This is a genomic window from Desulforhabdus amnigena, from assembly GCF_027925305.1.
Taxonomy (GTDB): domain Bacteria; phylum Desulfobacterota; class Syntrophobacteria; order Syntrophobacterales; family Syntrophobacteraceae; genus Desulforhabdus; species Desulforhabdus amnigena.
Window position 1 is genome coordinate 2,046,531 of sequence record NZ_BSDR01000001.1, and the last position, 12,637, is coordinate 2,059,167.

Here is a 12,637-nt window from a genome sequence, read left to right on the forward strand (position 1 = left end):
CGTTATTCTTTGACAGTTCCTTAATGCGCTGGTCTTCGTAATTACGCAACCGTTTACCCATACGTCTTCGTAGGAGCGGCATCCTGCCGCGACAAGGTATGCGGCGGTTCCTGTCACAGTTGGAAGCCGTTCCTATGAAGAAATGGCCGCGTAATGACAATCTTCGGTATTTAGAACCCTTAGAAGCTATCCGCCCCCCTGTGGATTTTGCGATACCCCCCTTGGTTCCCCCTCGAGGGAGGAATTGAAGGGGGGGTGTCCGCTGCCGAGGAAAGTTTTCGGATAGGCTTTTAGTGCGATATTGTCACGGTAACCAAGAGACACGGAGAACACAAAGATTTCATTTGAAAGTCTTTCTCTGTGCCTTCTGTGTCTCCGTGGTTCAGATGAAATCCGACAATGTCGAGTTAAACGTCTATTGCTCCGGCGCCGTTCATTTGATACGGTAAAAACATGATGTTTCGCTTACTTCGAATCTTTGCCGGCCTCTTGTTTTTATCCCTGGGGATTGTCGGACTGGTGCTTCCCATCCTGCAGGGATGGCTCTTTTTATCGCTGGGAGTTCTGACCCTCTCTGTGGATATTCCTCCCATTGCCCGGCTCATCTGTCGGGTAGAAAGCCGGTTTCCCTGGATCCAGAATTCCCTCAAGCGTGTGCGAAGAATCTTCACAAGGGGAAAAAATACTCTTCCGCCCTGCCCTCCTGAAAAACGATGATCTTCGGCACAAAGTCACTGCTTCCCGGTATTCCCGTCTTCCATCGATCCTTCGCTTTTCCCTCTCATTCTATCAGAGGCGGCACTTCTTTGCTTTTGTCGACCAGAAGCTCATCGTGGTATTCAATGCCGTATATATAGAGCATGATCATGGCAAAGCTCAGAATGAGAGGTCCATAGAGAACCCCTATGAGTCCAAAGTATTGAACACCGCCGATGATGGCAAGGAACACGTAAAAGGGAGACATATTCGCTTCTCCCCGCATGAGAAAAGGGCGCAGAAAGTTGTCGATGGACCCTACCAGTAGAACAGACCAGCAGATCAGAAAAATGAAGGATTTCCATTTGCCGAGGAGAGCCAAGTAAACGGCTGCGGGTCCCCAGACCAGAGTGGTTCCCACCACAGGGATCAGAGAAGCAAACCCCATGACCGTACCCCAGAAAAGACCCGGCATTCCCACAATCGTCAGCCCGATTCCTCCCACGATTCCCTGAAACAGGGCCGTCAGGAAACTCCCCATCAGCACAGATCTTGCCACCTTTCGAATCCCATGAAGGATCCTGTCTTCCTGATCTTTGCGCAAGGGTGAATAGTAGCGCAATTTCTCCACCATTTCGGCGCCGTCCCGAACCAGGTAAAAGACAACGAACATCATGATGAAAAAGTCGGAGAGAAGAGAAGCCACATTCCCAAGAAGTGAAGCCCCCTTCGATATGACAAATTGCCCCATGTTTTTGCTTATTTGTAAAAGATTGCTCGGAATATCGATTTTCTGCAAATCCAGGAAGGTCAAGCGCGCCTCGATCCGGTGATAATAGGAAAGGACCTTGGGGTCTTCGATCAATTGCTGAAGATTTCCGGCTTTCATCCACTCATTGATACGATTGACGGAATCGATTCCCTGGGCCACCAGGGCCGACACAAAAAAGAACACCGGCAGGGCCAAAGCAAAAGTAATGATAAAAACAATGGTCGAAGCCGCGAGATTCGCTCTCCCCCCATAGCTTCGTTCCAGATAGACCTGGACAGGGTGAAAGAGCGAAGCAAGCACAATGGCAAGGATCAATATGTGAATGAACGGGCGCAAAATGAGATAGGCTAAGAAAAGAGAGAAAAACAGAACTACGAGCAGAAAAGGCCGGTGCCGCTTGCCGGCTGCGGGGACATCATATTCCGGTTCATCACGATTTTCCATACCTCACCCTTCATTGTTCCGTTAAAGCTTGCCAGCCTTTTGCCTGTAGAGTTGGGCTTTCTGGGAATCCCCTTTTTCTTTGAAGAGGTCCGCCTGAAACAGGTAGACCTCCTTCAGTTTTGCGGGTTCTCCCTGGAAAAGGATTTCAGCCTTCCTGGCAAATTCCAATGCCTTGGTCTGGGAACCCTTCATACGCCAGGCTTTGGCCAGCCCCCAAAAGGCATCGCCGTTGTACACATCCACCTGAATGGCCTGTTCCAGCAGAGGGATGGCGGCATCCGGTTTTCCCTGAGCCAATGCGCTTTTCGCCTCATCCACGAGATGCATGGAAGCCAGATGCTGTGGAGGCTCAGGCTCGGGTTCAGGTTTTTTCTGGGATGCAGGCGGCGTCGTGGAAGTTTCAGAACTTTTGGGCAGATCCATCTCCCGAATCTCCGGGGCACTCTTGATGACAGGCCCTTTCGTCCGGGGTGGCTCAGTAACGCTTTGCTTCATGGGAGGAGAGGGCTTTTCCATGGAGGGCTTCGGGGGAGGCGGTGGCGGAGTCTGCCACTCCAGAGGAATGGCAATATAGCGCTTGGGAGCACAGGCAGAGAGTGAAACCGCTGCCAGTATCAGAAACATCCATGCGAAAGTACTTTTAACCGGGAAGCTCTCCATTGGGATCCCTTTCACAAATGATAACCTTCCATTTTCACCGGGCACACAATTCCTTCGAGCATCCGGCACTCATGCTCCTTCCCGCTCCTCTTCGCCCCGCCGCCTTGCCGACTATTCCTTGACAATTCCTATGCTCACTCGTCTGTGCTCACTCGTCGCAATGCAGAATACAATAATTTCTTGGAGCGTTTTCCACGAGAAAATATTCCAAATATTTATGGGGACATTGAGCGGTTGCCAGTTGCTGAGAATCTCTACAGATCATTCTTTGTACGACTCCCGGGGGAATACGGAAGGACTGGGGATGAAACCAGGGGCGAACCGAGTTCATATAACGCGCCCAGATCTTGGCAGCCCCACTGGAACCGCTCAGATGCGTCGGCTGGTTGTCGTCATAACCCACCCACACCAATGTCAGCAGGTCCGTCGTATAGCCGATGAACCAGGAATCCCTGTAATCACTGGTAGTTCCCGTTTTTCCCGCACACAGGAAATCGATTCCCAAATTTTTGAGGTTCTTCGCTGTTCCCCTTTCCACAACCCCTTCCAGAGCGCTCGTAATGAGAAAGGCTTTCGATGGGGCCGTCACGGAAACAAGATCCACATCACGCCTCTCCTGAACATCGCCATCCTCCGTCACCACTTCCTTTAAAGTCAATAGATAAGGCTTTTGGCCGTCGTTATCGAGGGTTGCATAGGCTCCAGCCAGTTCGAGAGGCGTCACTTCGAATGCCCCCAGAGCCAACGAGGGAACCGGTTCCAAGGGGGATTGAATTCCCAGGGTTCGAAGTGTCTCGATGACATGTTCCAACCCCACGTTCATGGCAAGATGGACCGTTGCCGCATTGAGAGACTCTTCCAGGGCAGTACGGAAAGAAACGCTTCCCCTGTAGCGATTGTCATAATTCCTCGGACTCCAGGTTTGGCTGCCGTTGGAGTAGGTTTTGGATTCATCCGTGAGGCGGCTGGCCAGGGTAAACTGGTCCAGAGCGCTCAGATATACGAAGGGTTTTATGGCGGAACCGGGCTGCCTGTGAGCATAAAGGGCGCGATTGAATCCGCTTTCTCCATAATCCCTCCCCCCCACCAGAGCGAGAACACTTCCCGTCTTGGGTTGGACGGCGATGAGCACGGCCTGCAGCGGTTTCTTCGACGCAGCGTCCTTGCGCACCGAAAGATCTTTTTCCAGTTCCTTCAGCCCTTCGGCCACCGCAACCTCTGCGGCAATGGCCATCTCGGGATGGAGTGTCGTGTAAATATTCAAACCTTCCGACTCCAAGACTTCAGGCTCATACAACTCCTGCAACTGCTGACGGACATAGTCCACAAAGTATTGCCCCACGCTCAATGGAGAATGGGAACCCGCAACTTTAAGGGGTTCGCTGCGCGCTGTCTCAAATTCCTGGGAATTGATTTTCCCCAACTCCAGCATACGCTTCAAAACCGTGTTGCGCCGCTCTTTGGCGGCTTCGGGATTCGTCAGGGGAGAATAATAACCGGGCGCACAGATCATCCCCGCCAGGGTTGCGGCTTCCGCCAGAGTGAGGTCCTCCACGTTGCGGCCGAAGTAGTAACGGGCGGCTTCTCCCATCCCGTGTATGGCGATGCTTCCCTTCTGTCCCATGTAGATTTCGTTCATGTACATCTCAAGGATTTCATCTTTCCCATAAAGCGTCTCGATGATGATCGCCATGGAAGCTTCAAGGATTTTTCGCTCGATGCTGCGCTCGGGCTGCAGAAAATAGTTCTTCACCAACTGCTGGGTGATGGTGGAACCTCCCTGCACAACACGGCGTGCCCTCAGGTCGGTCCAGAGGGCACGAAAAATGCCCCTCCAATCCATTCCTCCATGAACGTAGAAACGGTGATCTTCGATTCCCACCACCGCATCGATCAGGTGACGGGGGACCTGCTTGATGTTGATGAGCAGACGGCTTTCGCGTTCATGGCCGAACAGGCGGGCTATTTCAAGAGGTTCCAGCTCCAACAATGCCAGATTGCCCTTTGCGTTTCGAATCCTGGTGAGCATGTTTTGCTGGAAATCGAATTGCACGCGCTGGGAAGAAAGAGCATGCCCGGGAAAGCGGAATTCCCTCAGATAGACCATGAGAGAGTCCTTTCCCATCTTGAATTCCCCTGCACGCAGGGGCTCCCTGGAATCTTCCTGATAGCGGCGCTCTACCAGCATTTGCCTCAGGTGCTCAGCGGAAAGCGACTGCCCTGGATAGAGAGGAACCGTTGCAGAGAACACCCTGGAAGGAACACTCCACCTGCGGGATTCAAAGCGTTGCTTGACCTCCACATAGAGGTAGAAATAAAAGCCCGCCAGAAAAAGAATGCCCAAAAGGAGAAAAAGAAAAAAAATCTTCAACCAAAGCGAACTCTTAACCGGCTTTCGCCTTACATTTTTTGCCATAGATTTAGACAACGACCCTCTCGGCAGGCTCAAATGATTCCGTGCGGAATGCATTCGTGCAAGCCATGTATCCCAAAGTCATGACCTTCAGAATTTTCTTTCCAGCCTTACGACACATTCGATATGGGGCGTGTGAGGGAACAGATCAAACGGTTGAATCTTTTGAATTTCATATCGATCCAGAAAATAAGTGAGGTCCCTGGCAAGAGTCGATGGGTTGCATGAAACCGTGATGATTCGCTTTGGGGCCAATTCCAGCAGGGCTTTAACAACATTGGGATGCATTCCCGCCCGCGGCGGGTCGGTGATCACTACATCGGGAAGCCCGCCTTCCTGTACCGATTGCTGTGCTTCCTTGATCACGTCTTTCAGGTCCCCCGAGAGGAAAGAGCAATTGTCAATTCCATTCAGTTCGCAGTTCATATAAGCATCGCGAATGGCATCCTCCACCACTTCAAACCCCACGACACGCCCTACCCGAGAGGCGATGAAAAGGGCGATGCTTCCCGTGCCGCAGTAAAGGTCCCACACCGTTTCGTGCCCTTTGAAGTCGCCCAGCCGGGCGACAGCCTCGTAAAGCTTTTCAGCGGCGGAAGGGTTGGTTTGAAAAAACGAATGAGCGGAAATGCGAAACCGCAGAGAGCCGATCTCTTCCTCAATGAATCCCGGCCCCGACACCACTCGGCTGGAATCCCCAAATGCCACCTGAGCTTTTTTCTGCGTGACGGAATGGACGAAGGTCGTTATCGCCGGAAAGCGATCTAAAAGATACGCAGCCAGTGCATCCACAATTTTTTCGTTTTCCTCCTGAGGAGTTGTCAGAAGGTGCACCAGCAACTGATCCGTTCGTTTGGTTTCACGAATCACGAGAAAACGCCAGAAACCCTGGTGATCTTTCACGCTGTAGGCGGGAAGCCCGCTCTTGCGGCACCATTCGCGAGTTTCTTTCAAAATCGCGGACGCCAGATGCGATTGCAGAAAGCAGTTCTCCACATTGAAGACTTTGTCAAAGAAACCGCGCACGTGAAGGCCCAGGGCAAAGGACTTGCTGTATTCCACTTCCTTGAGGGCAATTTCCTGCGGCGAAAGCCACCGCCGGTCGGAGAAGGTGAACTCCATTTTATTCCGGTAATGTCTCTGCTCCGGAGAGGGAGTGGTAGGCTCGACCACCGCCTCCTCCACTCCAGCCAGATGCTCTATGGATTCCAAGACATGCACCCTTTTCCAACGCAGCTGCTCCGCATAGGAAAGGTCCTGCCAGCGACATCCTCCACAAACTCCAAAATGAGGGCAAAAGGGTTCGACATAATCTGAAGACTGGGACAAGATCCCCAGCACCTGGGCTTCGGCATATTGACGCTTTTTCCGGTTGACCCTCGCAAGAACACGCTGCCCCGGAAGGGCATGTTCCAGAAAAATCACAAACCCATCCACCCTGGCCACGGCTTTGCCGCCAAAGGCCAGTTTCTCTACGACCAACTCAATTTCAGCACCTTTTCGTATAAGATCCATTCTATATCTGATTCCCGTATAAGTTTTTCAACAACAGACAACAGCAGAGTCTCTCGCAAAAGTCTCGACCGCTCATCACAGAGAATGAAGAGGAACAGCACCGTTTCTCTTTCTGTACATTCTGCGGACTTGAAGGTGAACCGTACGATCACAAAACCCTTTTATCTAGCACAAACAAACCAATATCACAAAACTCATGCGGCTTACATTGATGCAGTTCTCGATCACCAGCATTCATGGACCATGAAAAATACTGGGTTCATGAAGAAAAATGCCGGCTCAATCCTGGAGAAAGCATGCATCTTCTGGTCCTTCAGACTCTTCGTAGTTCAAATACAGGGTCTTGCATGTATGCTCACACTTATAACCGTTAGCATCCCGTAGAACAATATGACAGCCATGGACTCACGTCTTTTCTTTGATGGCGGTGTATGCTAATAAAAATGCGTACAAAGGCAGGTCGGGATTCCTTGCCGGCATGCTTTTAGCCGGAATCCAGCCACATGGCAAATTCTCTGGATACCGGCTTTCGCCGGTATGACGGTGTGAGGATATTGAGAAGGTTCTGTTCAGGTGCTTATTTCATAGCAGAGGAGTGGTGTATGTGGTTGGAGCGGATTCAAACGTATGGCAGACTGATCAAGTTCAGCCATACCGTATTTGCCCTCCCTTTCGCTCTGGCAGCGGCTCTTTTGGCAAACCGTCAGCATCCCATGACCTGGTTCAATCTCGGGTGTATTATACTGGCGATGGCTGCAGCACGTTCCGCGGCCATGGGTTTCAATCGCTTCGCCGATTATGAATATGACCGCAGGAACCCCCGTACCGTTGAAAGACCCCTCACCTCCGGAAAAATCGACAAGCAATCCGTTCTCCTCTTCATTACCATCTCTTCAGCCATTTTCATCCTCACCGCAGCCATCCTGGGACGTCTCTGCCTGGTGCTTTCCGTACCGGTGCTGTTGATTCTCTTTTCTTATTCCTATACCAAGCGGTTCACGGCATTCGCTCATCTTTTTCTGGGATTTGCCATCGGGTTGGCACCCCTGGGCGCGTGGATCGCCATCACGGGAGCGTGGGATTCGAGGATTCTCCTGCTTTCCATGGCTCTCATGACTTACATCGCCGGTTTTGACATTCTCTACGCTTGCCAGGACGTCGAATTCGATAGAGAGCAGAATCTCTTCTCCATCCCTTCCCGCTGGGGCGTTCATCGGGCTTTCAAGATCTCGGCCTTCCTGCACGTTTTGACATTTCTTTTTTTGTTCTCCGTCTACTTCGTATTTGACCTCGGTTTCATCTATCTCGCGTTTCTGGCTTGCATCAGTTTTCTTCTCATTCTCGAACACAGGCTGGTCCGGCCGGACCACCTCGAAAAAATCGATCTTGCCTTCTTTCACGTGAACAGTGCTGTTTCGGTTCTGCTTTTCGTGGCAGTTTTAGCCGACACCTGGCTTTCATAAGCCATAAATCGCGACGATCATCTCGTTGATGCCGGTTTTTTCAAAACCCCATTGTCCCCGGCAACCCGTTCCTGACTATTTCAACACAGAGGGGAGGGCTCCATCCACTATGAAAACGGCTTACAAGAACCTTCAGGAATTCATCTCCGTGCTGGAAGAGGCTGGGGAACTCAAGCGCATCCAGGCTCCCGTTTCCAAAGACCTGGAGATCACTCAAATCACCGATCTGGCATCTAAGAGCCCTGGAGGAGGGAAGGCCCTGCTCTTTGAAAGGGTCGAGGAATCACCCTTTCCCGTTCTCACCAATGCCTTCGGAAGCGATCGCCGGATTTGCATGTCCTTTGGAGTTCCCGACCTGGACAGCCTCGCAGCCAGAGTACGGCAGTTCATTGAATTGGAACCGCCGAAGTCTCTCAAAGACGCCCTGCGATTGCTTCCCATGGGGTTGGATCTCCTGCGCTTTCTGCCGAGAAAATTGAAGAGGGCTCCCTGCCAGGAAGTGGTGCATATGGGAGAGGACGTGGACCTCTCCATCCTCCCCGTTTTGACGTGCTGGCCCCAGGACGGAGGACCTTTCATCACCCTTCCCGTCGTCATCACGCGAAGCCTCGTCACAGGAAGACGCAATGCGGGGATGTACCGGCTCCAGGTCTTCGATCGTTACACGACAGGAATGCACTGGCATATCCATAAGGACGGTTCCCATTACTTCCATGAGTATCGAAAAGCTCGAAAACGGATGCCCGTGGCGGTAGCCATTGGAACGGACCCGGCCACTACCTATGCGGCGACGGCCCCCCTTCCGAGAGGAGTGGACGAAATGATGCTCGCCGGATTCATTCGTCGCAAGCCTGTACCCATGGTGCGCTGTTTGACGGTGGACCTGGAGGTTCCCGCAGAAGCCGAGTTTGTTCTCGAAGGATACGTCGAACCGGACGAGCTTCGTGAAGAAGGACCCTTTGGAGATCACACGGGATACTATTCCCTGGTGGGGGATTATCCCGTTTTTCATGTCACGGCCATCACGCACCGCCATCACCCCGTTTATTCAGCCACCATCGTCGGACGTCCTCCCATGGAAGACTGCTATCTGGCCAAAGCCACCGAGCGCATTTTCCTGCCTCTTTTGAACACCGTTTTGCCGGAGATCCGGGATTTCTGGATGCCGTGGGAAGGAGTCTTTCACAACATCACCGTCATTTCCATGCAAAAGGAATATCCGGGGCACGCCCGGCGCGTAATGAGCGCCATTTGGGGCCAGGGGCAGATGAGTTTCTGCAAGGCGGTGGTGCTGGTGGACCCAGACGTGGACTTTCACCAACCGGCAAGGGTCCTGGAAGCCATTTTGAATGAAGTGGATCTCGGAACGGATCTTTATGTGACGGAAGGGATCCTGGACGTTCTGGACCACAGCGCCCCGGAAGCCCTCTTTGGCGGAAAGCTCGGCATCGACGCTACACACCGGCTGGAAGGGGAAAAAAACCGGTCGGAACCTCCCCCCCCTTCTCCGATTCCACCGGCCGAAAAGATCGAAAATGCCCTGAGAGCCGTTTCGGACCTTCTGACAGCCTTTTATGTTCCTGAACTCAACGTGCGGAACCGCTTGCTCCTGCTGAATCTGCACAAAGACGGCAAGATCACGGGAAGAAGACTCGTACCGAAGCTTCTCGCACAAGGCGACCTGGAGGCCTTTTCCATCTTTATCCTCTACGACCACAACATCGACCTCAAGGATTCCTCCCTGGTGCTCTGGAAGGTTTTCAATAACGTCGATCCCAAAAGGGACCTGATCCGGAAAGAAAATCGCATCGTCATCGATGCAACGAAAAAGGGTCGTGAAGACGATCATGACCGCCCCTGGCCGGACGACATCGTCATGGACCCGGAAATCGTGGAAAGAGTCAAACGGAGGGCAAAGGAACTGGGAATCGAGGAGTTTTTATAGCCTTAAGGACCATCCATGAGAGCAAAAGACTTGACGGAAAGTCAGAACTCGCAGGATTCAATCGATCCAGAGATTCCCAAGGTCTATTTCGGCTTCATGGAACGGTTCGGCCCGCACCTTGTCGTCCTCGGCGAAGGTCTGCAGCAGGAGCCACTTGCCGGATTCGAGCCTGAAGGCATCCAGGGTCCTGGCAAGGGGGTCGATGAGCCAGAAGTGCGATACACCATATATTGAGCGTAGATAGGCATCTTTCGCACCTTATCCACCCGCACCGTGCTTGGCGAGATGATTTCACACACCCAATCCGGAGGAACCGAAATCCAGTTGGTTTCCTCCGAGTACGGAAAGCGCCCTTTTCTCCATGCCGCAAGGTCCGGAACCAAGATATCTTCTCCCAATGAAATTTCCGGCTTGTCGAGAATGATCCATCCCCCCGGGCCGCCACCACGTCCAAAATCGTAGGGCGGTATGATTTCGCCTCCCAAACGGGAAGCGGCCAGAGTATGTCTCCGCGACGGTCGCGGAGCAACGACCAGCTCGCCGTCGATGATTTCACCCGTCATGTTTTCCGGAATGCCGCAAAGGTCTGAATAGGTTGCTTTCTTTCTTGCAGGCTCTGCCCTGGTCAACCCTCCATGGTTTCCATCTTGTGAAAAGAACCGTCATGATGTCAAGGTTTTTAGCAAACATGTCGCGTTTCGCCGGCTCAAGGCGACCTACGAAGCTGCCCTTCGCTCGAGACGGTTGAACACCGTATCCCTGTGCACCTGGAACCTGTTCAGGCTGGACAAGGCAAGGGGAGCGGAACAGGGTGGTTTCTTCGTCGCAGAAAAGGCAAATTTCACGATACTGCGTACTTTCCTTGCATTTATCTGCGCCCCCACTATCCCAAAAGGTCAGGAATCTGTTATTTATTTATAGATTGTTCAGTATTTGCCGGCTCTCTCGTCCCTTCTGTAGAGAAGATCGACGTGACGGATTGTCCGACAGACCTGTGGAGCTTTCGAAGACGTTCCATAGACTGACTACAGAAAAAATATTGATAGGAGATAAAATATACAAGAATGACGGCATTCGCTTTTACAGATGATTTGCATCTGCTCCTGAACACATTGCCGCCAACCCTGCGGGAGGTTCTGCGTGGAATGGAGGAACAGGACCTTTTAGAAATTGTTCTCGATTTGGGAAGACTTCCGCAGGCGCGTTATCCCGAACGCTGCGTGCATCTGGCTGAAACAGCGGTCACTCGCGCCGATATCGAACAGGTGGTGAGCTGCGTGGGAGAATTCGGCGCAGACAACCGTGCGGGCATCGAGGGAACTCTGCACCGTATCTCGGCCTTGAGGAACCGCAAGGGGCACATCATCGGGCTGACGCTTCGTGTGGGCCGCGCCGTTTTTGGCACCATCGATCAAGTCCGCGACCTCATCGAGAGTGGCAAGAGCGTGCTGCTTCTGGGACGCCCGGGAGTGGGAAAGACAACGAAACTGCGGGAGGTCGCCCGCGTGTTGGCCGACGAATTCAACAAAAGAGTCATCGTGATCGACACATCCAACGAGATCGCAGGGGATGGCGATATCCCCCACCCGGCCATCGGCAGCGCACGGCGCATGCAGGTTCCGCATCCCGACCGGCAGCATGCGGTGATGATCGAGGCCGTGGAAAATCACATGCCGGAAGTCATTATCGTGGACGAAATCGGGACCGAGGCGGAAGCCATCGCGGCGCGAACGATCGCAGAACGGGGTGTTCAGCTCATAGGCACCGCTCACGGCAACACCTTACAGAACCTCCTCCTGAACCCGACGCTTTCGGACCTTGTCGGAGGTGTGCAGACGGTGACGCTGGGAGATGAAGAAGCACGGCTGCGAGGCACGCAGAAAACCGTAAGCGAACGCAAAGCTCCCCCCACCTTTGCTTCCGTCGTGGAAATCGTGGACCGGGAGGATGTCATCGTCCACCGGGATACGGCCAGCGCGGTGGATGCCCTGCTGCGCGGCGCCAACCCGGGAGGCGTTCGGCGCACGCCCGGCGGTGGAGTGAGCGAGGACGAACCAGCAAGGCAGATTCAAACAACGCCGCCCAAGACCGTTCCTCTCATACCCGAACAAAGGAACATGAAGATTTATCCGTACGCTCTCAGCCGCGACCTGCTGGAAAGGGCGATTCGCGATCTGGGTCTGAATGCCCGGGCCGTGTCACGCATCGAACATGCCGGATTGATACTGGCCTTGCGATCGAGAACGTCCGACCTTCGATTGCAGCATGTTCTGGAGGTAACCAGGCTTCCCATGCAGGCGGTTCGAAAAAACACGACTTCCCAGATAAGAAGAGTGCTCAAGGGATTGTTCAACGTTGTAGAGGGAGTGGACGATGCTGAAGTCAATGATGCGGTATGCGAAGTAGAAGCGGCAGTGCATCGAGTGATGGAGGAAAGAGTAAGCGTATCCCTCTCACCGCGCTCCGCATCCATTCGAAAAATCCAGCACCGCGTTGTTTCCCGCTATCATCTCGTCGCGGAAAGCATGGGCAGCGAACCGCAACGTCACCTGGTGGTTTATCCGGCACATTCCCGGCGCGATGTCGGAACGGAAGCCGATGACTTGATCATCCATTGAAACGATGTTCAGAGGGAAGCCACTGAGAAGCTGTCTGAAAATTACTCTGCTTGGGAACCGAACCTGCCTCGATTCCCAAGCAGAGGGGGAAATTTTCAGTGCGTAGGTTGC

Annotated in this window: 9 protein-coding genes and 1 pseudogene; 4 read left to right on the forward strand and 6 right to left on the reverse strand. The window is 53.0% G+C overall.

The window, feature by feature from the left end; translation table 11 throughout:
- The first annotated feature begins 453 nt into the window (after positions 1–453).
- Positions 454–717: a hypothetical protein gene (locus QMG16_RS08790; RefSeq protein ID WP_281793599.1), complete on the forward strand. Its 264-nt coding sequence runs from the start codon at positions 454–456 to the stop codon at positions 715–717.
- 64 nt (positions 718–781) lie between these two features.
- Here the strand turns inward: QMG16_RS08790 and QMG16_RS08795 are convergent, their stop codons facing one another.
- The 4 genes from QMG16_RS08795 to rlmD all read right to left on the reverse strand — a co-directional run bounded on the left by QMG16_RS08795 (position 782) and on the right by rlmD (position 6,500).
- Complete coding sequence (locus tag QMG16_RS08795) at positions 782–1,912, reverse strand: AI-2E family transporter (protein ID WP_281793600.1); 1,131 nt, start codon at positions 1,910–1,912, stop codon at positions 782–784.
- Between the two features lie 21 nt (positions 1,913–1,933).
- Positions 1,934–2,572 (reverse strand): tetratricopeptide repeat protein, encoded by a 639-nt coding sequence (locus QMG16_RS08800; protein ID WP_281793601.1) that lies wholly within the window; start codon positions 2,570–2,572, stop codon positions 1,934–1,936.
- A 148-nt stretch (positions 2,573–2,720) separates the two neighbouring features.
- Positions 2,721–4,943, reverse strand: coding sequence for a PBP1A family penicillin-binding protein (locus QMG16_RS08805; RefSeq protein WP_281793602.1), 2,223 nt, complete (start codon positions 4,941–4,943; stop codon positions 2,721–2,723).
- A 132-nt stretch (positions 4,944–5,075) separates the two neighbouring features.
- On the reverse strand, positions 5,076–6,500 hold the full coding sequence (rlmD, locus tag QMG16_RS08810; RefSeq protein ID WP_281793603.1) for a 23S rRNA (uracil(1939)-C(5))-methyltransferase RlmD: 1,425 nt from the start codon (positions 6,498–6,500) through the stop codon (positions 5,076–5,078).
- A 602-nt stretch (positions 6,501–7,102) separates the two neighbouring features.
- Here rlmD and QMG16_RS08815 point away from each other — a divergent pair.
- Both QMG16_RS08815 and QMG16_RS08820 read left to right on the forward strand, forming a co-directional pair.
- Positions 7,103–7,963 (forward strand): UbiA-like polyprenyltransferase, encoded by an 861-nt coding sequence (locus QMG16_RS08815; RefSeq protein WP_281793604.1) that lies wholly within the window; start codon positions 7,103–7,105, stop codon positions 7,961–7,963.
- Between the two features lie 109 nt (positions 7,964–8,072).
- Complete coding sequence (locus tag QMG16_RS08820) at positions 8,073–9,908, forward strand: menaquinone biosynthesis decarboxylase (protein ID WP_281793605.1); 1,836 nt, start codon at positions 8,073–8,075, stop codon at positions 9,906–9,908.
- 57 nt (positions 9,909–9,965) lie between these two features.
- Here QMG16_RS08820 and QMG16_RS19565 read toward each other — a convergent pair whose 3' ends face one another.
- On the reverse strand, positions 9,966–10,139 hold the full coding sequence (locus QMG16_RS19565) for a hypothetical protein (protein WP_373878727.1): 174 nt from the start codon (positions 10,137–10,139) through the stop codon (positions 9,966–9,968).
- Between the two features lie 53 nt (positions 10,140–10,192).
- A pseudogene (locus QMG16_RS19570) lies at positions 10,193–10,471 on the reverse strand (Uma2 family endonuclease); the annotation flags it as partial.
- Positions 10,472–10,972: 501 nt separating this feature from the next.
- On the opposite strand from QMG16_RS19570, the gene QMG16_RS08830 reads away from it, so the two are divergent.
- Positions 10,973–12,526, forward strand: a complete 1,554-nt coding sequence (locus QMG16_RS08830; protein ID WP_281793607.1) for a R3H domain-containing nucleic acid-binding protein — start codon at positions 10,973–10,975, stop codon at positions 12,524–12,526.
- The last annotated feature ends 111 nt before the right edge of the window (positions 12,527–12,637 follow it).

Excerpts from the sequence above, each read along its gene's own strand:
- rlmD (WP_281793603.1), bottom strand. The coding sequence starts at position 6,500 with ATGGATCTTATACGAAAAGGTGCTGAAATTGAGTTGGTCGTAGAGAAA.
- QMG16_RS08800 (WP_281793601.1), bottom strand. The coding sequence starts at position 2,572 with ATGGAGAGCTTCCCGGTTAAAAGTACTTTCGCATGGATGTTTCTGATA.
- QMG16_RS08820 (WP_281793605.1), top strand. The coding sequence starts at position 8,073 with ATGAAAACGGCTTACAAGAACCTTCAGGAATTCATCTCCGTGCTGGAA.
- QMG16_RS08790 (WP_281793599.1), top strand. The coding sequence starts at position 454 with ATGATGTTTCGCTTACTTCGAATCTTTGCCGGCCTCTTGTTTTTATCC.
- QMG16_RS08795 (WP_281793600.1), bottom strand. The coding sequence starts at position 1,912 with ATGGAAAATCGTGATGAACCGGAATATGATGTCCCCGCAGCCGGCAAG.
- QMG16_RS08815 (WP_281793604.1), top strand. The coding sequence starts at position 7,103 with ATGTGGTTGGAGCGGATTCAAACGTATGGCAGACTGATCAAGTTCAGC.
- QMG16_RS08830 (WP_281793607.1), top strand. The coding sequence starts at position 10,973 with ATGACGGCATTCGCTTTTACAGATGATTTGCATCTGCTCCTGAACACA.